At 63.4% G+C, this 18,345-nt stretch carries 21 protein-coding genes; 11 read left to right on the top strand and 10 right to left on the bottom strand.

Annotation, left to right across the window (positions count from 1 at the left end; translation table 11 throughout):
• The first annotated feature begins 15 nt into the window (after positions 1 to 15).
• Positions 16 to 1,098: a phenylalanine--tRNA ligase subunit alpha gene (gene pheS, locus ACEPP2_RS03280; RefSeq protein ID WP_077547374.1), complete on the top strand. Its 1,083-nt coding sequence runs from the start codon at positions 16 to 18 to the stop codon at positions 1,096 to 1,098.
• Positions 1,099 to 1,114: 16 nt separating this feature from the next.
• Entirely contained in the window at positions 1,115 to 3,538 is a 2,424-nt protein-coding gene (pheT, locus tag ACEPP2_RS03275) for a phenylalanine--tRNA ligase subunit beta (RefSeq protein ID WP_395515761.1), read from the top strand.
• Here the strand turns inward: pheT and ACEPP2_RS03270 are convergent.
• Positions 3,535 to 3,930 (bottom strand): tautomerase family protein, encoded by a 396-nt coding sequence (locus ACEPP2_RS03270; RefSeq protein ID WP_281978204.1) that lies wholly within the window; start codon positions 3,928 to 3,930, stop codon positions 3,535 to 3,537. The two genes, pheT and ACEPP2_RS03270, sit on opposite strands and share 4 nt — an antisense overlap.
• 45 nt (positions 3,931 to 3,975) lie before the next feature.
• Positions 3,976 to 4,392 (bottom strand): MarR family winged helix-turn-helix transcriptional regulator, encoded by a 417-nt coding sequence (locus ACEPP2_RS03265; RefSeq protein ID WP_077547377.1) that lies wholly within the window; start codon positions 4,390 to 4,392, stop codon positions 3,976 to 3,978.
• A 123-nt stretch (positions 4,393 to 4,515) separates the two neighbouring features.
• Here ACEPP2_RS03265 and ACEPP2_RS03260 point away from each other — a divergent pair, with 123 nt between their 5' ends.
• Complete coding sequence (locus ACEPP2_RS03260) at positions 4,516 to 5,139, top strand: hypothetical protein (RefSeq protein ID WP_281978203.1); 624 nt, start codon at positions 4,516 to 4,518, stop codon at positions 5,137 to 5,139.
• 1 nt (position 5,140) lies between these two features.
• On the opposite strand, the gene ACEPP2_RS03255 is transcribed toward ACEPP2_RS03260, so the two are convergent.
• Positions 5,141 to 5,365 (bottom strand): DUF3072 domain-containing protein, encoded by a 225-nt coding sequence (locus ACEPP2_RS03255; RefSeq protein WP_077547935.1) that lies wholly within the window; start codon positions 5,363 to 5,365, stop codon positions 5,141 to 5,143.
• A gap of 85 nt (positions 5,366 to 5,450) precedes the next feature.
• Entirely contained in the window at positions 5,451 to 5,675 is a 225-nt protein-coding gene (locus ACEPP2_RS03250) for a hypothetical protein (RefSeq protein WP_077547379.1), read from the bottom strand.
• Between the two features lie 166 nt (positions 5,676 to 5,841).
• Between ACEPP2_RS03250 and ACEPP2_RS03245 the strand changes: the two genes are divergently transcribed.
• Positions 5,842 to 6,828, top strand: a complete 987-nt coding sequence (locus ACEPP2_RS03245; protein WP_395515760.1) for a Gfo/Idh/MocA family protein — start codon at positions 5,842 to 5,844, stop codon at positions 6,826 to 6,828.
• 3 nt (positions 6,829 to 6,831) lie between these two features.
• On the opposite strand, the gene ACEPP2_RS03240 is transcribed toward ACEPP2_RS03245, so the two are convergent.
• Both ACEPP2_RS03240 and ACEPP2_RS03235 read right to left on the bottom strand, forming a co-directional pair.
• A complete protein-coding gene (locus tag ACEPP2_RS03240) occupies positions 6,832 to 7,203 on the bottom strand; it encodes a GtrA family protein (RefSeq protein ID WP_077547381.1) in 372 nt (123 codons plus the stop codon).
• Positions 7,200 to 8,195, bottom strand: a complete 996-nt coding sequence (locus ACEPP2_RS03235) for a glycosyltransferase (protein ID WP_077547382.1) — start codon at positions 8,193 to 8,195, stop codon at positions 7,200 to 7,202. Before ACEPP2_RS03235 ends, ACEPP2_RS03240 begins: the two co-directional genes overlap by 4 nt.
• A gap of 115 nt (positions 8,196 to 8,310) precedes the next feature.
• Between ACEPP2_RS03235 and ACEPP2_RS03230 the strand changes: the two genes are divergently transcribed.
• Entirely contained in the window at positions 8,311 to 10,170 is a 1,860-nt protein-coding gene (locus ACEPP2_RS03230; protein ID WP_395515759.1) for a hypothetical protein, read from the top strand.
• Positions 10,171 to 10,302: 132 nt separating this feature from the next.
• Positions 10,303 to 10,647, top strand: a complete 345-nt coding sequence (locus tag ACEPP2_RS03225) for a VanZ family protein (RefSeq protein WP_142588594.1) — start codon at positions 10,303 to 10,305, stop codon at positions 10,645 to 10,647.
• 35 nt (positions 10,648 to 10,682) lie between these two features.
• On the opposite strand, the gene ACEPP2_RS03220 is transcribed toward ACEPP2_RS03225, so the two are convergent.
• Complete coding sequence (locus ACEPP2_RS03220; protein ID WP_395515758.1) at positions 10,683 to 11,555, bottom strand: hypothetical protein; 873 nt, start codon at positions 11,553 to 11,555, stop codon at positions 10,683 to 10,685.
• Positions 11,555 to 11,818 (bottom strand): spike base protein, RCAP_Rcc01079 family, encoded by a 264-nt coding sequence (locus ACEPP2_RS03215; RefSeq protein ID WP_077547385.1) that lies wholly within the window; start codon positions 11,816 to 11,818, stop codon positions 11,555 to 11,557. The genes ACEPP2_RS03220 and ACEPP2_RS03215 overlap by 1 nt, the downstream gene beginning before the upstream one ends.
• Positions 11,819 to 12,061: 243 nt before the next feature.
• Between ACEPP2_RS03215 and xseA the strand changes: the two genes are divergently transcribed.
• Positions 12,062 to 13,669, top strand: a complete 1,608-nt coding sequence (gene xseA / locus ACEPP2_RS03210) for an exodeoxyribonuclease VII large subunit (RefSeq protein ID WP_281978200.1) — start codon at positions 12,062 to 12,064, stop codon at positions 13,667 to 13,669.
• 98 nt (positions 13,670 to 13,767) lie between these two features.
• Complete coding sequence (locus ACEPP2_RS03205; RefSeq protein WP_077547387.1) at positions 13,768 to 14,100, top strand: hypothetical protein; 333 nt, start codon at positions 13,768 to 13,770, stop codon at positions 14,098 to 14,100.
• A gap of 42 nt (positions 14,101 to 14,142) precedes the next feature.
• Here the strand turns inward: ACEPP2_RS03205 and ACEPP2_RS03200 are convergent, their stop codons facing one another.
• Positions 14,143 to 15,396 (bottom strand): aminopeptidase, encoded by a 1,254-nt coding sequence (locus ACEPP2_RS03200; RefSeq protein WP_395515757.1) that lies wholly within the window; start codon positions 15,394 to 15,396, stop codon positions 14,143 to 14,145.
• 100 nt (positions 15,397 to 15,496) lie between these two features.
• Complete coding sequence (locus tag ACEPP2_RS03195) at positions 15,497 to 15,841, bottom strand: ArsC family reductase (RefSeq protein WP_142588590.1); 345 nt, start codon at positions 15,839 to 15,841, stop codon at positions 15,497 to 15,499.
• A 165-nt stretch (positions 15,842 to 16,006) separates the two neighbouring features.
• Here ACEPP2_RS03195 and ACEPP2_RS03190 point away from each other — a divergent pair, with 165 nt between their 5' ends.
• The 3 genes from ACEPP2_RS03190 (at position 16,007) to ACEPP2_RS03180 (ending at position 18,341) form a co-directional block, all read left to right on the top strand.
• A complete protein-coding gene (locus tag ACEPP2_RS03190) occupies positions 16,007 to 16,171 on the top strand; it encodes a hypothetical protein (RefSeq protein ID WP_183949992.1) in 165 nt (54 codons plus the stop codon).
• Between the two features lie 92 nt (positions 16,172 to 16,263).
• A complete protein-coding gene (locus tag ACEPP2_RS03185; RefSeq protein WP_395515756.1) occupies positions 16,264 to 17,706 on the top strand; it encodes a methyl-accepting chemotaxis protein in 1,443 nt (480 codons plus the stop codon).
• Between the two features lie 68 nt (positions 17,707 to 17,774).
• Positions 17,775 to 18,341 (top strand): methylated-DNA--[protein]-cysteine S-methyltransferase, encoded by a 567-nt coding sequence (locus ACEPP2_RS03180; RefSeq protein WP_281978197.1) that lies wholly within the window; start codon positions 17,775 to 17,777, stop codon positions 18,339 to 18,341.
• The last annotated feature ends 4 nt before the right edge of the window (positions 18,342 to 18,345 follow it).

Here is an 18,345-nt window from a genome sequence, read left to right as displayed (position 1 = left end):
CACACGGAAGAAACCATGTCCGATCTGGAAAACCTGAAAACATCGCTCCTGGCGGAGATTACCGCAGCCGGCGACGAGGCGGCGATCGAGGCCGTTCGTGTCAATGCGCTGGGCAAGAAGGGGTCCGTCTCCGAACTCCTGAAGACGCTGGGCGACATGAGTGCAGAAGAGCGCCAGACGCGCGGTGCCGCGATCAACGCGCTTAAGAACGAGATCACCGAAGCGATCAATGCGCGCAAGACGGTACTGAAGGATGCGGCGATCGAGGCACGGCTGAAGGCGGAGACCGTGGATGTCTCGCTGCCGGTGCGGTCTTCGCCGGCCGAGCGGGGCCGCATCCACCCGATCAGCCAGATCGTCGACGAGATCACCGCCGTCTTCGCCGACATGGGATTCTCGATCGCCGAAGGCCCGGACATCGAGACCGACTACTACAATTTCACGGCGCTGAACTTCCCGGAAGGCCATCCGGCCCGCGAGATGCACGACACCTTCTTCTTCCACGCGGACGAGAAGGGCGAGCGCAAGGTTCTGCGGACCCATACCTCACCGGTCCAGGTGCGCACCATGGAAGCCCAGAAGCCGCCGATCCGCATCGTCATCCCGGGCAAGACCTATCGCCAAGACTCCGATGCCACGCATTCGCCGATGTTCCACCAGGTCGAGGGGCTGGTCGTCGACAAGAAGAGCCATGTCGGTCACATGCGCTGGATCCTTGAAGAGTTCTGCAAGGCCTTCTTTGAGGTCGACAGCGTGACGATGCGCTTCCGCCCGTCCTTCTTCCCTTTCACGGAACCGAGCTTCGAGGTCGACATCCAGTGCGACCGCTCCGGTCCGATAGTCAAGTTCGGCGAAGGCTCCGACTGGATGGAGATCCTCGGCTGCGGCATGGTGCATCCGAACGTGCTGCGCGCCGGCGGGCTCGATCCCGACGAGTACCAGGGCTTTGCCTGGGGCATGGGGCTCGATCGCATCGCCATGCTGAAATACGGCATGCCGGACCTGCGCGACTTCTTCAACGCCGATGTTCGCTGGATGAACCACTACGGCTTCCGCCCGCTCGACATGCCGACGCTGTTCGGCGGCCTGAGCGCTTGAAGGGAGGGACAGACACATGAAATTCACGCTCTCCTGGCTCAAGGATCACCTTGAGACCGATGCAACCCTGGATGAGATCTGCGAGCGCCTGACGGCGATCGGCCTCGAGGTAGAGGATGTCGATGACAAGGCGGCCTACAAGCCCTTCGTCATCGCCAAGGTCGTCTCCGCCGAGAAACACCCTTCTGCCGACCGGCTGAAGGTGCTGATGGTCGATGCCGGCGACGGCAAGCCGGTGCAGGTCGTCTGCGGCGCGCCAAACGCGCGGGCAGGCCTGGTCGGTGCCCTGGCGCGGCCCGGCACCTATGTCCCCGGCATCGACGTGACGCTGTCGGTCGGCAATATCCGCGGCGTCGAAAGCCACGGCATGATGTGCTCCGAAAAAGAGCTCGACATGTCGGACAACCACGAGGGCATCATCGACCTGCCGGTTGATGCGCCCGTGGGCAAGCCATTTGCGAGCTATGCCGGCCTCGATGATCCGGTCATCGAGATCAACCTGACGCCGAACCGCCCGGATTGCACGTCGATCTACGGCATTGCCCGCGATCTGGCAGCCTCCGGCCTAGGCACCCTGAAGCAGCACGCCAAGCCGGACTTCAGGACGGAGGGCGAGACTTCCGTCGACCTGAAGATCATCCTCGACGATGAGCGTCTCTGCCCAGGCTTCGGCCTGCGGCTCGTGCGCGGTGTGAAAAACGGCCCGAGCCCGGTCTGGATGCAGCAGCGCCTGAAGGCGATCGGCCTTCGCCCGATCAACGCGCTGGTCGATATCACCAACTACATGACCTTCGACCAGGGCCGCCCGATGCACGTCTTCGACGCAGCCAAGGTCAAGGGCGGGCTGACCGTCCGCCGCGCGCTCCAGGGCGAGACGGTCCTTGCGCTCGACCAGCGGGAATACACGCTGACGCCGAATAACGTGGTGATCGCCGACGAAAACGGCGTCGAGTCGATCGGCGGCGTGATGGGCGGCGAGCATTCGGGCTGCGACGAGAACACGACTGACGTGCTGATCGAATCGGCCCTATGGGATCCGATCAACATCGCCAAGACCGGCCGCTCGCTCGGCATCATTACCGATGCGCGCTACCGCTTCGAGCGCGGCGTCGATCCTGAATACATGGTACCTGGGCTGGAGCGCACGACCGAACTGGTGCTGGAACTGTGCGGCGGTACCGCAGCCGAAGCAAAGGTCGTCGGATACAAGGGCCACCAGCCGAAGATGATCGACTTCCCGACTTCGGAGGTCAAACGCCTGACGGGTCTCAACGTGTCGCCGGAGGAAAGCCGGGAAATCCTCGCGCGACTGGGTTTCGGGGTGAAGGGCGAAGGCAGCCGCCTGTCGGTCACCGTGCCCTCCTGGCGCCCTGACATCGACGGCAAGGCCGACCTCGTGGAAGAGGTGATGCGCATCCATGGCGTCGACCAGATCCTGCCGGAGCCGATCGACAATCTCGGTTCGGTTAACGGTCGAATCCTGACGACGCTGCAGGTCCGCAGCCGCACGGCCCGCCGCGCCCTGGCTGCGCGCGGCATGCTGGAGGCGGTTACGTGGTCCTTCATTTCGGAAGACCACGCGAGGCTTTTCGGCGGTGGTGCGGCGAGCCTCAAGCTTGCCAACCCGATTGCCTCGGACATGTCGGACATGCGGCCATCGCTGTTGCCCGGCCTGCTGACCGCAGCACAGCGCAATGCCGACAAGGGCTATGGCGACGTTGCGATCTTCGAAGTGTCCGGAACCTACGAGAGCGATGCACCCGAAGGTCAGCGCCGCGTGGCCGGCGGCGTGCGTCGCGGTACGGCGTCGATCAACGGCGCCGGTCGCCTCTGGTCGAACGCGACGAAGGGCGGCGGCAAGCCGGTCGATGTCTTCGACGCCAAGGCCGATGCGCTCGCCGTACTGGAAGCCTGTGGCCTGCCGATGGGCAATGTCCAGGTCGAGAAGGGTGCGCCAGCCTGGTACCACCCCGGCCGTTCCGGAACGATCAAGATGGGCCCGAAGGTGGTGCTCGGCTATTTCGGCGAATTCCACCCCAAGACACTTGGAGCGCTCGATGTCTCCGGCGCGCTGTGCGGCTTTGAAGTCTATCTCGACGCCATGCCGGAGCCGAAGAAGAAGGCGACCCGCACCAAGCCGCCTCTGGAGCTGTCGCCCTTCCAGGTGGTGAAGCGCGACTTCGCCTTTGTGGTCGACAGCACCGTCGAGGCGGGTGCCATCATCAAGGCAGCCACCAGCGCCGATCGCAAGCTGATCACCGGCGTCAACGTCTTCGATATCTTCGAAGGTGCTTCGCTCGGCGAGGGCCGCAAGTCCGTCGCCATCGAAGTGCTGATCCAGCCGGTCGAGCGGACGCTGACGGACGAGGACTTCGAGGCACTGACGGCCAAGATCGTCGGCAATGTCGAGAAGAGCACGGGCGGCACCCTGCGCGCCTAGTCCGCGCGCTGGTATCGCCACTCCTGCGTCCTGCCGCCGTAGCCATAGGCCGCAGCCCGGACGTCCTGGACATAGATGTAGCTCTCCTCGTGCAGGTTCCCGAGCAGAGCCGCAAAGCCCTCGAAGGCCGCCTGAATGAAGGCGGCCTTCTCGCTTTTCGTATTGGTCTCGTCCGTGATCTTGATGTCGAAGTAGACGCTCGACTTCCCCTGTTCAGCGAGGCTCTTACCACCGGCGTACCAGTCGCGCGGATCGATGTAGCCGATGGCGATAGCCGTGACCGCGGGGTCCTTGCGCAGGATCCGCTGCGTCAGGTCTCCCAGCAGAGACGTGATGGCCTTCGTCATCGCGTCAGAACGCTCCCCACTCACCTTCACGTTCAGGATTGGCATGATGTCGTCTCCATTGGTTAGCTATGCAACTATGTGGATTAAAAATCAGGGCAGATGAACGCTGATGGACCTCGCCCGCCGAACGAATTCCGCGAACGTTCCCGTGCCAAGCTCACCTTTCAGACGCTCGGTCACGCGCCTGCTCGCCGTGTCGAGCGGAACCTTCAACTCGGCCGCTTCCGGGGTCGGGTGGATCTCCCATTCGCGCCCATCATTCCTGCCGGGACGACGCTCCAGAAGATGCCGCGCGACGAGCCCGTCCACTGCGCGCGTTGCGGTCGCCCGGGCAATCTTCAACGTTTCCGCCAGTTCGCTGTGCAACATGCCAGGCTTCCGGAAGACCGCGCGCAAGGTGAAGGCCTGCGACGGCGTCAGGTCGAACGGTTTGAAGGCGTCCGCCCAGACCCGTTCGAGTTGGCGCGCCAGCGCGGTCGTATTGAAGTAGAGGCACTCGTCGAACATGAGCCCAGCTTAGCATATGTAATTGCATATGCAATCAATTTGTGAGGCTGTCTGAGTGATGCAGATCGGGTGGCGCGCTTACTGGCGAGGTTGTACGCCTCCGGTGGCAAAGGAGGAGGACATATGCGCAAACCGAGTTCGATGAGGGGACTGGAAGACCTAGGGCGCGTCAGGCTGTCGAAGAACTTCTTCTTCCGCGACTTCCTGTTTTCCGAGATCGCGGCCGTCCATGGCATAGCGAACGTGCCGGACGATCCGGAACTCGCGATCGAGTCAGGCAGGCGGCTCTGCGAAGACTTGCTGGAGCCGCTCCAGGCGACGTTCGGACGCCTTCACCTGCGCTCCGGCTACCGTTCGGCGGCGGTCAACGAGTTCGGCAACCGGAACAATCTCAACTGCTCGACGAATGCAGCCTCGGCGGCCGACCATATCTGGGACATGCGCGACGTCGACGGATGCATGGGCGCGACCGCTTGCGTCGTCATTCCTTGGCTAATCGACAACCACGACCGGGAGGGCGACTGGCAAAAGATGGCCTGGTGGATCCACGACCACCTGCCTTACGCCTCGCTTTGCTTCTTCCCGAAGCTGTGGGCCTTCAACATCCAGTGGCACGAGAGGCCCGCGCGACGGATCATGAGTTATGCCGAGCCCCGCGGTGTGCTGACGAAGCCGGGAATGGCCAACCATGAAGGTGACCACTCAAGCTTCTATGAGACCTTTCCTGCCTGGAGAACCGCGGGTTAAGCTAAAGCTTGAGCTTCCCCTTCAGGGCATCGATGCGTTTCGATGCCTTCGCCTTGGTAAGATCATCCGCGAATGCGTCCGGCTCATGCGCCTGTTCGGTCAATGTTTTCAGGTAGGAGGTCTGGGCACCGGTCATAGGCTCGTCGCCCGTCACCCAGTCCTCGGGGTCCTTCTCCGTATTCGAGTTCGGATCCGCGTTCAGCTTGGGATTGTGTTGATCGACCATCTCACCCTCTCGGTTTGTGATGTTCACTTAACGTTCTCCACTGCGAACTGTTCCGCTGAGGAGAGCGAGCAACCCGAGGCTGCCGTCAGGCAGTGCCCCGTTGCGGCTTCTCGATCTCTTCCTGGACCTCTTCCTTCAATCGCTCTCGCGCACTGCCGCCGGAGAGGTCTTCGCGAACGCGTCCGATAGTTGCATCGTCTGCCTCGATCGGCCGGCTGCTGTCGTCCGGGATGCCCGCTCCGGATTGGGCGATCGTATCCTGCCGCGGCCTGTCGTTCATGCCGCCCGTGATCATCTGGTCCTTGGTCATGATGCACCTCCTGATGAGGTCTAGAACAAGCGGCGACGGCTTTTGTGCCAGCGCAGTCGTGATGATCGTGCAGGGAGCATCTGCGCCGTCTCCTCCCCTACGGCATCGTTGCAACCGCCCGGTTGCGACCCTATGGTGCGCCGGCAAATCAAGCGAGGAGATGACGATGTTGCGTTTTGGAATTCTGTCGACGGCAAAGATCGGTCGGGACATCGTCGTGTTGTCGCTGCAGGATGCGGAGAACTGTGTCGTCACCGCCGTCGCCAGTCGCGATCTCGCCAAGGCCCGGGACATGGCCGACCGGTTCTCGGTGCCGCACGCCTTCGGTTCCTACGAGGAGATGCTGGCCTCGGACGTGATTGACGCGGTCTATATCCCGCTACCGACGAGCCAGCATGTGGAATGGTCCATCAAGGCCGCCGATGCCGGCAAGCACGTGCTGTGCGAAAAGCCCATTGCGCTCAAGGCCGACGATATCGATGCGCTGATCGCGGCGCGGGATCGCAACAGAGTGCTGATCGCCGAAGCCTTCATGGTGACCTATGCACCGGTCTGGCTGAAGGTTCGCGAGTTGATCGCCGAAGGAGCGATCGGCCGTCTGCGTCACGTCCAGGGTGCTTTTACCTATTTCAATCGCGATGCCGGCAATATGCGCAATATCCCCGAACTCGGCGGCGGTGCGCTGCCCGATATCGGCGTCTACCCGGCGATCACGACCCGCTTCGCCACCGGTCGCGAGCCTCTGCGGGTGCAGGCTGTCACGGAGCGGGATGCCGAGTTTGGCACCGACATCTATTCGAGCGTCAAGGCGGACTTCGGCGATTTCGAGATGAGCTTCTATGTGGCCACCCAGATGGCAAACCGGCAGGTCATGGTCTTCCACGGAACCGAGGGTTATATCGAAGTGAAGTCGCCCTTCAATGCCGAGCGCTGGGGTGCCGAGGAGATTGAACTTACCAACCAGAAGCACACCGAGTCACAGATTTTCCGCTTCCAGGACAGCCGTCAGTACCGGCGCCAGGCCGAAGCCTTCTCACGCGCCGTCGCAGGCGAGAAAGCCGAGGTGGTGACGCTTGAGAATTCGGTGAAGAACCAGCGCTTCATCGATGCGATCTATCGGGCCAGCAGCCATGACGGATGGGAAACCGTCTAGCCGTCAGCGTCCGAAGACGAAGCGGGAATAGCCGAAGAAACTGTAGGCCATGGCGGCGATCGAGGCAAAGACGATCGCCGCTACCGGTTGTATGGGCAAGCGGTAGATCAGCGCCGAGTAGACGGCGTAGTTCAGAAGCGCTGCGGTGACGCCGACCGCCCAGTAGCGGAAGCCTTCTGCCGCGAGCGACGAGGATGAACGGCCGAAGGTGAAACTGCGGTTGAGGAACCAGGTGGCAGCCATGGCCGCCATGATCGCCGGAATACGGGCGAGGAACGGGCTCGCTGGCGTAAATGCGATCAGGAGATGCGTCAGCCCCGCATCGATCGCGAAGCCGGTTCCGCCGGCGATCACGAACCAGGCGAGCCTTCTCATGCGGCGTCGGCGCGGCGCGATGTTTTGGCCGGCGAGACGGCTTCCGCGTCCCGGGACGCCGTGCTGACGAGGCCGGGCTGGCTGATATAGGAAAGCCGAAGCTGTTCGTTGCGGGCCCTCGAGAGCGAGTCGAGGATGAGCCCCGCCGTGAAGACGAGCAGTGACACCATCATCAGCGCCATCGACAGGATCCAGGTCGGCACACGGCTGACGAAGCCGGTGTGGAAGTATTCCGCCAGGACCGGCAGCATGAAGGCAATGCTTGCGGCCAGGACCGCGCCGCTGATCAGCCCGAAGAAGACGAACGGACGCGTTTCCTTCATCAGCATGGCGAACATCCAGAGGATGCGGCTGCCATCGCGGAAGGTCGACAGTTTCGAATGCGAGCCCTCCGGCCGGCGACCGTAGTGTAGTTCGATCTCGCTGACCGGGAGCTTGAGCCGCGAGGCATGGACCGACATCTCGGTTTCGATCTCGAACCCGCCGGAGACTGCCGGGAAGCTCTTCACGAAACGGCGGGAAAAGGCGCGGTAGCCGGAGAAGATGTCGGTAAAGTCGCGGCCGAAAATCGTCCGGTAGAGAAGATTGAAGAGGCGGTTGCCCGCCGCGTGGCCTTGACGCCCCGCGTCCGCAAGCACACCCCGGCGGGTGCCGACCACCATGTCGGCCCTCTCGGTCAAGAGCGTGCGTACAAGCTCCTCTGCGTCGGCGGGAGCATAGGTGCCGTCGCCATCGGCCATGATGTAGATGTCGGCGTCGATGTCTGCGAACATGCGCCTGACGACATGGCCTTTGCCTTGCCGCCGTTCACGCACCACGTGGGCGCCGGCGAGCATCGCCTTCAGCGCCGTCCCGTCGGTGGAATTGTTGTCGTAGACGTAGATGCGCGCCGCCGGCAGAGCGGCGCGGAAGCCGAGCACCACGTCGCCGATCGTGGCTGCCTCATTGTAGCAGGGGAGAAGGATCGCGATGTCGACGGAACTGACGGTCATGATTTTCACTCGCTACCCGGAAAATCGGCGCAGGTTCGTCCGGCGCGGCGGCTTTACTATTTCTTGGGAAGGTTAAGGCTAGGTTTCCGCCGAGAAAACAACACACCGGAAGCCGATGCCAGACGCCGCGGCCGCACATCTGCAGCAAGCACAGCCTGAACGCCGGCCACTGTCGGTGCGTCCCGGGCTGCTCAGTCTCCTCTACACGCTGGTGACGATCGCCGTCATGCTGGCGATGTTCGTCCCCTCCGCAACGGACTATGTCGGTCCCGACAATGACGATGTGATGCGCCTGGTACAGGTGAGGGACCTTCTCGCGGGGCAAGGCTGGTTCGACCTCACGCAGTACCGGCTGGGCCTCGACGGTGGCACCTTGATGCACTGGTCGCGGCTCGTGGACCTGCCGATCGGGGCATTGATCCGGATGGGAACGCTGGTCCTGCCGCAGGATCAGGCAGAAGCCCTGGCGCTCACCGTCTGGCCACTGCTGCTCATCCCCTGCCTCCTTTACCCGATCGGGCTTGCCGCTGGACGCCTTTCGGGTCCGGTGGCGATGAACATCGCGCTCGGTCTGGGCAGCCTTTTCGCCTTCACCAATATCCGCTTCCACCCCGGCTCGATCGACCATCACAACATCCAGTCGGTCCTGGTGGTGTGGATTGCGGCCATGCTCGTCGATCCTGACCGCCGCGCGTGGAGCTATGGCACGGCCGGGGCGGTTGCCGCGCTTGCGATCGCAATCGGAGCGGAGACGGTGCCGGTGGTGGCGGTCGCTTGCCTCTGCGTCGCCCTTCAATGGATCTGGCACGGCGACGCGATGTCCCGGCCGGCCCGTGCCTTCGGGGTTTCCCTTGCACTGGGGATCACTGCGGCCTTCCTGCTGACCATTCCGCCCGCCCGCTACGGCGTGGTGACATGCGACAGCCTCTCGCTCGGCTTCTATGCCCTTGCCGCCATGGGCGGTACGCTCTTGGCGGGCGCAACCTATCTGCCCGCCGATCACGGCATCCGTGGCCGCCTCTTTGCCGCTGCGGGCATCGCCGTTGCACTCGCTGCAGCCGCCCTGCTGATCGCCCCGCAATGCCTGGGCAGCCCGCTGGCCGACCTCGATCCCATGCTGGTGACGCTGTGGCTGGACGCCGTCACCGAGGCACAGTCCATCGTCGGCATCGTAACCCGCGATACCCATGCGCTGGGCGGGTACTATGCCGTCGGCTTCTTCGCCGCCATGGTCTGCCTTTTCCGCATCCTGCAGGACCAGGACCGGGAGGCGCATCTCGTCTTCCTGCTGTTGATCGCGGCAAGCTGGATGGTCGCTCTCGTGCAGGTTCGCGGCTTCTTCTTTGCCAACATGCTGGCAATCCTGCCGCTGGCGCTCCTGATCGCCGACCTCCGCCGCGGCTCGCAGGCGGACCCGGAAAGCCCAAATGCGGCCTTCGCCTATGTGATGACAGTCCTGATGGCGGTACCGGCCGTCTGGGCGCTGGCGGGTGCGTTGATCGACCACAATGCCGAAGGATCGCTCGGCATGGAGACGCTCACCCAGGACAGCGGCGCCCGACCGATCCCGGGGGAATGCTCGGCACAGGACGGGCTGCCGCTTCTGGCGGGCCTGGAGCCGGGCGTCGTGGCCGCACCGTCCAACAGCGGCGCCGAAATCCTCCGCTACACCGCCCACCGGGTGCTTGCGGCGCCCTACCATCGCAACCAGGGCGGCATGCTGACGGAACTGCACATCGGGCTCGCCCCGCCGGCCGAGAGCGAAGCCTTCCTACGGGGCGCCGGCGTGACCTTGCTTGCCTTCTGCGCCGGCGACCCGCAAACACGGTCGCTGATCCGGATGAAGCCGGATGGCCTCTATGCTGCGCTCGCGCGGGGCGATGTCCCGACCTACTTGGCGCCGATCGGAGGTACGGGGGAGGGTGACGGCTTCGTCGTTTACCGCGTGGTGACGGTGGACGGAGCGACGAGGTGAATTGGCCTCGCCCCTCGGCGCGATCCTCCGGCCAATGGCGGCTTGTCCGCCCGAATTGGTCATGATCCTGAAGTGAGAATGGCGACACCGGGTCGCCTTGCGGCTCCGCCGCCCGTACAATATCAGGCGATGATGACTGACAAGATTTTGAAGATTGCGGCCTGGGGGCTTCTGGCGGCCATCGTCGTCGTGACGATCGTCCCTCTCGAACTCCGGCCAACGGACGTCGCGACTGCCGATATTGATCGGGCATTTGCCTTCATGATCGTTACGGCGGTCTTCACGTTAGCTTTCCCTCGAAAGATCTGGCTTTGCGTTCTTCTGTTGATGGCCGCCGTCTGGTTTATCGAGTCGCTCCAGTTCCTTTCAGTCAGCCGACACCCTGATGCCAGCGACGCGGCGTGGAAAACCCTCGGCGTGGCGGCAGGTGCCGCAGCCGGCTGGCTGGTGAACTGCCTGCGGATGAAGCGGGCGTGAGGTTGGGGGAGCAAGCCGGCAGTAGCGTCCCAGGATCATGCATATAGGCTCCTGAAGGCGGGCAGCACGATGTTGCGGATGTCGGCGTTGGCTGTCTCGACGGAGCGGATCAACGTGCCGTAGATGCGTCCGCTGAAGAAGTCGGAAGCGCCACCTTCCAGAGAGCCGATCTTGTAGCTGCTCCCCGCGCCGTCCATGTTTGCCACCCGTGCTTCGTCGATGACGAGCGGGTCGGAGTAAGTGCTGAGGTAGCAGCGGCGGCGCCCGTTTCCCCATGTCTGGATCATCACCACATCCGTGCCGCGGATGTCGGACGAGCCGGGAAGACTAATGATCTGGTCATTGAAAACGAAGGATGGAAGGCCGGTCGCCGTCAAGGCCAGCCGACACCGCTTGTTGCCCGAGAAGGTCCCGCCGGCAATCATCGCCTGCGTCGCGGCAATGCCGGCAGTTGCCCGGAAAGCCGAGACGATCGTTCCGGAAGCTCCAGGGACCAGGCCCGGCACGTTCGTCAGATCGTCGATCCCGTCGTAGAGCAGGAAGGGTTTCGGACCCGCCTGCCATTTCGGCTTCGCTGCGCCAATGGCTTGGGTCGCGTGATTGCCGGGAACGGCCGAAGGTCCGGCGTACCCGCCTTCCGCAATGACTTGCGCATAGGTCCTCGTGCCGTGGCTAGACCAGTCCATGTCCAGCCCGACGACATCACCGGACGCCGCAGGATTGGCACCTCCGGTTGGAGTGGCGAAGCGGCGGTCGGTCCTGGCATAGTCCCAGATCAGTGCCGTGCCGACATCACTCTGGATGAGGTTGAGAAGGCGAGACGCCGCACTGCCGCCCTTACCCAAGGCGAGCCCCGTGCCGGTGGTCCTGACGGCAGCCATGTTCAGGCCGGTCGAGAACGATACCATCACACCAGCCCCACCAGGTTACCGGCCGTCGTGCCTGTCGCAAGGATGCGCGTGGCGCGGACGGGCAAGAGGCTTGCCGGTGAAATCCCCACGAATGTGAGGGTTTCGCCGGTGAGCATGCGGAGGCAGAGATCACCCCCGCTGCCGACATAGATCGCGCGGGTGGTTTCCGGCAGGTCTGCTGCATCATGGGGCGTGATGGCAAAGCCGGAGGAGGCGGGGCCGGACAAGGAGGTTTGGACATTGGCAAAACGATCGGGCATGTGAGGTCTCCGTGGGTTCTGCAGCCATTATCGGGCCATGCATTCCCGCGGGGATGACTCGACATGACGTTTTTCGCCTGCCGTCCAAGGCCTTGATTGCAAAGGTGTCGCGCCCTCAACGGGTTAGGTGCTGTGCGATCGCAGAGGCGGGCCGGCCATCAATCGTTCCCGGTGCGGGGAAGCGGCTTCCACATCCCCGCATCGGGCAGGTGAAATGCCGGCCGCCTTCCTGTAGAAGGAGGCATGAACACTTTTGCCGCCAGGGATTCGCAGACAAATCTTCTCGAGGTCACGGTTTCGGAACTGTCCGGTTCGATCAAGCGGACGGTCGAGACCGCCTTCGACCATGTTCGGGTCCGGGGCGAGATTTCCGGCTATCGCGGACAGCATTCCTCCGGCCATGCCTATTTCTGCCTGAAGGATGATCGGGCGCGAATCGATGCGGTCATCTGGAAGGGAACCTTCCCCCGCCTTCGGTTCAAGCCGGAAGAGGGGATGGAGGTCATCGCCACCGGCAAGGTGACGACCTTCCCTGGCTCGTCGAAATATCAGATCGTCATAGAGAATATGGAGCCGGCCGGCGCGGGCGCGCTGATGGCGCTCCTGGAGGAACGGCGCCGCCGCCTGGCGGAGGAAGGCCTTTTCGATCAGGCCCGCAAGCGCCCCTTGCCCTTCATGCCGCAGGTCATCGGTGTCGTGACCTCGCCGACCGGCGCCGTCATTCGCGACATCCTGCACCGCATCACCGACCGCTTCCCCGTCCACGTGGTCGTCTGGCCGGTGAAGGTGCAGGGCGAAGGTTCCGGTGACGAGGTGGCTGCGGCAATCCGGGGCTTCAACGAGATGCCGACCGAGGGGCCTGTGAAGCGGCCGGACGTGCTGATCGTCGCGCGCGGCGGCGGCAGCCTCGAAGACCTCTGGGGCTTCAATGACGAAGCCGTCGTGCGCGCCGCAGCGGAAAGCCGGATCCCGCTCATCTCCGCGGTTGGCCATGAGACGGACTGGACGCTGATCGATCACGCCGCCGATATGCGGGCGCCCACACCCACGGGTGCCGCCGAAATGGCGGTCCCGGTGAAGGCGGAACTGGATGCGCAGGTTGCAAGCCTTTCGGCGCGGCTGCGGGGCTGCGCCAGCCGGCACATGGACCATCGCCGCCAGTCGGTCCGCGCGCTCGTTCGTGCGCTGCCGTCCCTCGACCAGTTGCTCGCGCTGCCGCGCCGTCGCTTCGACGAGGCGGCTGCCGGTCTTGGCCGCGGCCTCGAGCGCACTACGGTCGTTAAGCGTCGCAGCCTCGATCAGGCAACCGCGGGGCTGCGTCTCGAGATTCTGGCAAACCGTGTCTCGGAGCGACGCCGCTTCATCGGCGAGCAGGTCCTGCGCAAGGAGCGCTGCCTTGAGCGGCACATGCTGAAGGAGCATAGCCGTGTCGCGAAAGCCGCGACTGCGCTTGGCGCATTGCCGGCCCGACTGGCGGGCCAACTGCAGCGCGAGCGTCAGCACCTGACCGCCCTGATGCGCCAAGCGGATACCGCGGTGTCCTACGCCCTGACACGCAACCGCGGCCTCGTGACGGGGCAGGATCGCGTCCTGCAATCGCTCTCCTACAAGAACGTGTTGAAACGTGGCTATGCGGTGGTGCGTGATCCCGAGAACCGGCCGCTGACGCGTGCCTCGGACGTATCGGTCGGACAGTTCCTGGAGATCGAGTTCGCGGACGAGCGGATCAACACGATCGCCTGCGGGGACAGCCCTCCCGCCTCGCCACCGGGCCCAGAGACCGCCCGCAAGAAGCCCACCGCAAGGGCGGCGCCATCCGGCGAGCCGCCGAAGCAGGGTAGCCTGTTCTGAGGGCCGCAGGCCCCCGACCACTTAAAATTCGTCTGCGCTGGCCTAGGTAAAGAGGAGAGGGCGGTCCTGTCCGCCTGCTGACCTCTTGGGAGTGCGCGATGAAAAGGAACCTGCTTGCCGCTGCCATTGGCATCCTGATGGGTGCTTCGATTGCTGGCCCGACCAATGCCGGGCAGAGCGATGTTTCCGTCTTCCTGTTCGGCCGGATCTACAATGACGGAGTCACGGCGATCTCGGTCTCCGAGGGTCGTTCGGAAGACGAACGCCATCCGTCCTACTACCTTATCCCGGTACGGATGCGGATCGCCCAGCAGATCGTCATGGGCGACCCTTCGCTGTTGGACGCGCTGGAGCGCCGCCAGATTGCAGTACACAACGTGCTGTGGGTACAGACGGCAGCCAATGGCGGCAAGGTCATCTACTATCGGTGACCGACGACCGGCCGGCGATGATTTCCGGCCGCAAGCCGATGCTCAGGCCCACTCGCCCTTGCGCATCACCGGCACGCGCGCGCCGTCTGCCTTGATGCCGTCGATGTCGATCTTGTCCGAGCCGATCATCCAGTCGATGTGGATGAGGCTCGAATTGCCGCCTTGTGCCGCGATCTGCTCCTGACTGAGTGTGGCGCCGTCAAGGAAGCACTTCGAATAGCACTGGCCGAGCGCGATGTGGCAGGACGCATTCTCGTCGAACAACGTGTTGTAGAAGAGGATGCCGCTCGCCGAGATTGGCGAGGAGTGCGGCACCAGCGCCACTTCGCCAAGGCGCCTGGCACCTTCATCGGTGTCGAGCACCTTGTTCAACACTTCCTCGCCCTTCGAAGCCTTGGCTTCGACTATACGCCCCCCCTCGAACCTGACCTGAATATTGTCGATCAGCGTGCCCTGGTGGGATAGCGGCTTCGTCGAGGACACATGTCCTTCGACGTTCAGGGCGTGCGGGGTGGTAAAGACCTCCTCGGTCGGGATGTTCGGGTTGCAGGTAACGCCGTTCCTGGCCACCGACGCGCCGCCATGCCATTCGTGACCGTCTGCGAGACCTACGGTCAGATCGGTGCCGGGACCGGTGAAGTGGAGGGCGGAGAAGCGTTCGCCGTTCAACCAGCCCGAGCGCTTCTTCAGGTTGGCGTTGTGCTCCGCCCAAGCGGCGATCGGATCGGCGACATCGACGCGCGATGCGGCGAAGATTGCGTCGGCAAGCCTTCTCACCGCTTCCTCCTCGGGAACGCCTGGGAAGACGATCGTCGCCCAGGACGGGTTGGGATAGGAGACGATGTTCCAGTTGATGTCGAAGTTCGAGATCTTCTCGAGTGCCGGCTTGTAGGCCATCGAATTGGCCTTGTTTGCCCGTGCAACCTTGGCGGGATCCTGGCTCGCTAGCAGCAGCGGGTTGTCGCCGGCGATGGCCAGCCGCGCGGCACCATTGGCATAGGCCTTCGCCATGCCTTCGTAGAGCCAGCCGGAGGCCTTGTCGAAGCTTGCATCCGGGGCGTGCGCGTAGCGGGCGAGCGTCGTCTCCTCATCCGAATAGAAGGTGGTCACGAGACCGGCGCCGGCCAAATAAGCATGCTTGGTGATGAGCCGCACCAGCGGCAGAGCGGCGAGCGGGGCCGTCATGACGAGATCCTGGTCGCGCTGCAATTGCAGGCCGACCTTGACGGCCACCTCCGCCAGCTTTTCGAGCCTGACCGGGTCGACGCTGCTGCTGATCTCGGAATGAATGGTCATCGGTTCACTATCCTGTCTTCGGGAGGTCGCCCACAGATAGGGCCTACGACGCGAAATTTGAAGCCGCTTCGTCTCTCGGCAGCCCCTCAAGGCGGAGTAGTCAGATCTGCGCCTCATAGACCTCGGGCTTGAAGCCGACGATGATCCTGTCGTCAATCTCGAGCACCGGCCGCTTGATCATTGATGGTTGATCCAGCATCAGCGTGATCGCCTTGTCCCCGTCCAGTCCGGCCTTCGCCGCCTCGTCCAGCTTGCGGAACGTTGTGCCGGCGCGGTTCAGCACCGTCTCCCAGCCGACCGCATCGATCCAATGCTCCAGCTTGCCGCGATCGATGCCCTCCGCCTTGTAGTCGTGAAACCGGTAGGCCACGTTTTTGCCATCGAGCCAGCCGCGGGCCTTCTTCATCGTGTCGCAGTTCTTGATACCGTAAATGGTGATGCTCAAGACGATATCTCCAGTGAAGAAGAAGCGATAGCAAGCCACCCGGTGGAGGTGCAAGCTTGCCGGTTCGCCTAAAGCCATGCTCCGCCTGCATGGCTCAGATGTTCTCTTGTGCGTTGCACAATCACGGCGATGGCCCCACATTCTGGGCAACACAAGGAGCACATCATGTTGAACCAACGCAAGAATGTCCCGGGCGGCTTCCTCGGTCGTGCCTTCGCTGTCTTCGGTGCGGCTGTCAATGCATCGAACGCCGTCGAGAACCATCGCAAGCCGGCCAAGCGTGACCTGGCTATCCTCGGCATCGACCCGAAGGCCTTTGACCAGCTCTGATGAGCAATTGGCGCCAGCCGCTCATCAATTAGGCATCTACACGCTTTGTTAATCCTGCCGCGCGATTATCTCCCGATATCCGGGAGGTGACGGTGGGTGCTATTGCGCAGATTCTTGATGAGAATGAACCGCCAGCCGAGGCGGTTATTGATGCCGACCAGCTTCAGGCCGTTGTGGCAAGACTGGCGCTCGAAGCGTCTGACCTCGGCCTCCATCTCGTCGATATTGCCGGCACGATCCAAGACACGGCGGCCCAATCGTCGGAACATGCAAGTCTGCTTTCGCGCCTGACGCAGGCCGCCGGGGCGATTGCCGAGGCGAATGCAGATATTGCCCGGTCTCTTGGCGAAACGGACAAGCTGGCTGCCAGCGCCCGGAAGGTGCTTGGCGAACAAGCGCAGCAGCTGACCGGCTCGGTCGCTGCCATAGACCACATGGTGACGGCCTCCCAGGAAATCGGCCAGGAGATCAAATCCTTTTCCATCGCTCTTGCCGATGTCGGCCGACTGGCCGATGCGATCGGCACCATTGCGCGGCAGACAAACCTCCTTGCGCTGAACGCGGCAATCGAAGCGGCCAGGGCCGGCGACGCGGGCAAGGGCTTCGCCGTCGTTGCTGCCGAGGTCCGGGCGCTTTCCCTGCAGACGTCGCAAACCACAGCGTCCATCCAGTCCACCCTCGAGCAGTTGGGAGCCCGTATCGATGCGCTCGTTGCGGCGGGGGATCAGGCGCGTGTCTCTGCCGAAGGCGTGAAATCCACGGCCACGGAAGTCCAGGGCTCCTTCAAGGGCGTCGAAGACGTCATGTCCCAGATCCTCGACAGCGCTTCCTCGCTGGCGGGAACGACAGAGGCCGTCGACCGGCAATGCAACGAATTCGCGGGTTCGATCGCGACGGCCGCAGCGGCCATCCTGAAGTCGAACGACAAGCTGCAGGATACGTCAGGCCGGGTGGGCGAGGTGGTCGCCATTTCCGAGCGCATCATCCAGGCGACGGCGAGCGCGGGTACGGAAACGCCCGATACGCCCTTTATCCGGGCAGCCATGTCCGTGGCCGCCGAGGTCTCGGCGGCGTTCGACGCAGCCGTCCGCTCTGGTCGCATCGATATGGCGGCGCTCTTCGACCGACAGTACCAGCCGATCCGCGGATCGGAACCGGTGCAATATATGACGCGGTTCACCGAGCTGACCGATGCTATCCTGCCGGCGATACAGGAGAAAGCCGCAGCGAGCGACGATCGCGTGGCATTCTGCGCCTGTGTTGATGAAAACGGTTACCTGCCGACCCACAATCGCAAGTTCTCCCATCCGCAGCGTCCCGGAGACGTGGAGTGGAACACGGCGAACTGCCGCAACCGCCGTATGTTCAACGACCGGGTCGGCCTTGCTGCTGGCCGCAACACCGAGCCCTTCCTGCTGCAGACCTATCGTCGCGACATGGGCGGCGGCCAGTTCGTGCTGATGAAGGATATTTCGGCACCCATCTTCGTCAATGGACGCCACTGGGGCGGCTTGAGGCTGGCAATCCGCGTCTAGGACGAGGTCCAGGCAAGAAGCGGGTTGAATTTCGAGGGAAACGGGACGATCTTCCGGAAGAACGGAGGATGAACATCGTGCGGCTCCATCACTATTATGTCTTCGAAACATCGGCGGGCTTCTGCGCGATCGCCTGGAGCGAGGCGGGGATCAGCCGCTTCCAGCTGCCGATGACAAGTGCCGACGCAGTGGAGCGGATGATCCTGCTTCGCCTGCCCCAAGGGGCGCCGGACATTCCATCGGCCGGGATCAAGGCTGTCATCGAAACTGTCCGCCGTTATTTCGCTGGTGCACCCGTCGAGTTTTCCGCGCTGCGCCTCGATCTGGCCGAACAGGATGCCTTCTTCCGCGAGATCTATCTTGCTCTTCGAAGGGTCGGCTGGGGTGAGACCACGAGCTACGGCGCTCTGGCGAAGGCAATCGGAGCGGGGTCGGAGGCGGCGCGAAGGGTCGGGCAGGCCATGGCGAACAATCCGCTGCCGCTGATCATACCATGCCATCGCGTGCTGGCTGCCGGTGGCAGGCTTGGTGGCTTTTCGGCTCCCGGCGGCTCCGACACGAAGGTGCGCATGCTGGAACTGGAGGGGGTACGGCTCGGCGCCAGGGATTCATCCCAACAGGCCTTCGCCTTCTAGCGGC

It is taken from the genome of Pseudorhizobium flavum, from assembly GCF_044142885.1.
Classification (GTDB): domain Bacteria; phylum Pseudomonadota; class Alphaproteobacteria; order Rhizobiales; family Rhizobiaceae; genus Neorhizobium; species Neorhizobium flavum.
The sequence above is the reverse complement of the archived record's forward strand: the minus strand, read 5'-3'. Positions and strand labels throughout refer to the sequence as shown.

What these genes read in the sequence shown, in the direction of transcription:
- ACEPP2_RS03245 (WP_395515760.1), top strand. Translation starts at nt 5,842, where the DNA reads ATGTTGCGTTTTGGAATTCTGTCGACGGCAAAGATCGGTCGGGACATC.
- xseA (WP_281978200.1), top strand. Translation starts at nt 12,062, where the DNA reads ATGAACACTTTTGCCGCCAGGGATTCGCAGACAAATCTTCTCGAGGTC.
- ACEPP2_RS03215 (WP_077547385.1), bottom strand. Translation starts at nt 11,818, where the DNA reads ATGCCCGATCGTTTTGCCAATGTCCAAACCTCCTTGTCCGGCCCCGCC.
- pheT (WP_395515761.1), top strand. Translation starts at nt 1,115, where the DNA reads ATGAAATTCACGCTCTCCTGGCTCAAGGATCACCTTGAGACCGATGCA.
- ACEPP2_RS03260 (WP_281978203.1), top strand. Translation starts at nt 4,516, where the DNA reads ATGCGCAAACCGAGTTCGATGAGGGGACTGGAAGACCTAGGGCGCGTC.
- pheS (WP_077547374.1), top strand. Translation starts at nt 16, where the DNA reads ATGTCCGATCTGGAAAACCTGAAAACATCGCTCCTGGCGGAGATTACC.
- ACEPP2_RS03230 (WP_395515759.1), top strand. Translation starts at nt 8,311, where the DNA reads ATGCCAGACGCCGCGGCCGCACATCTGCAGCAAGCACAGCCTGAACGC.
- ACEPP2_RS03220 (WP_395515758.1), bottom strand. Translation starts at nt 11,555, where the DNA reads ATGGTATCGTTCTCGACCGGCCTGAACATGGCTGCCGTCAGGACCACC.
- ACEPP2_RS03205 (WP_077547387.1), top strand. Translation starts at nt 13,768, where the DNA reads ATGAAAAGGAACCTGCTTGCCGCTGCCATTGGCATCCTGATGGGTGCT.
- ACEPP2_RS03225 (WP_142588594.1), top strand. Translation starts at nt 10,303, where the DNA reads ATGACTGACAAGATTTTGAAGATTGCGGCCTGGGGGCTTCTGGCGGCC.
- ACEPP2_RS03255 (WP_077547935.1), bottom strand. Translation starts at nt 5,365, where the DNA reads ATGGTCGATCAACACAATCCCAAGCTGAACGCGGATCCGAACTCGAAT.
- ACEPP2_RS03190 (WP_183949992.1), top strand. Translation starts at nt 16,007, where the DNA reads ATGTTGAACCAACGCAAGAATGTCCCGGGCGGCTTCCTCGGTCGTGCC.
- ACEPP2_RS03270 (WP_281978204.1), bottom strand. Translation starts at nt 3,930, where the DNA reads ATGCCAATCCTGAACGTGAAGGTGAGTGGGGAGCGTTCTGACGCGATG.
- ACEPP2_RS03180 (WP_281978197.1), top strand. Translation starts at nt 17,775, where the DNA reads ATGAACATCGTGCGGCTCCATCACTATTATGTCTTCGAAACATCGGCG.
- ACEPP2_RS03235 (WP_077547382.1), bottom strand. Translation starts at nt 8,195, where the DNA reads ATGACCGTCAGTTCCGTCGACATCGCGATCCTTCTCCCCTGCTACAAT.
- ACEPP2_RS03250 (WP_077547379.1), bottom strand. Translation starts at nt 5,675, where the DNA reads ATGACCAAGGACCAGATGATCACGGGCGGCATGAACGACAGGCCGCGG.
- ACEPP2_RS03200 (WP_395515757.1), bottom strand. Translation starts at nt 15,396, where the DNA reads ATGACCATTCATTCCGAGATCAGCAGCAGCGTCGACCCGGTCAGGCTC.
- ACEPP2_RS03240 (WP_077547381.1), bottom strand. Translation starts at nt 7,203, where the DNA reads ATGAGAAGGCTCGCCTGGTTCGTGATCGCCGGCGGAACCGGCTTCGCG.
- ACEPP2_RS03265 (WP_077547377.1), bottom strand. Translation starts at nt 4,392, where the DNA reads ATGTTCGACGAGTGCCTCTACTTCAATACGACCGCGCTGGCGCGCCAA.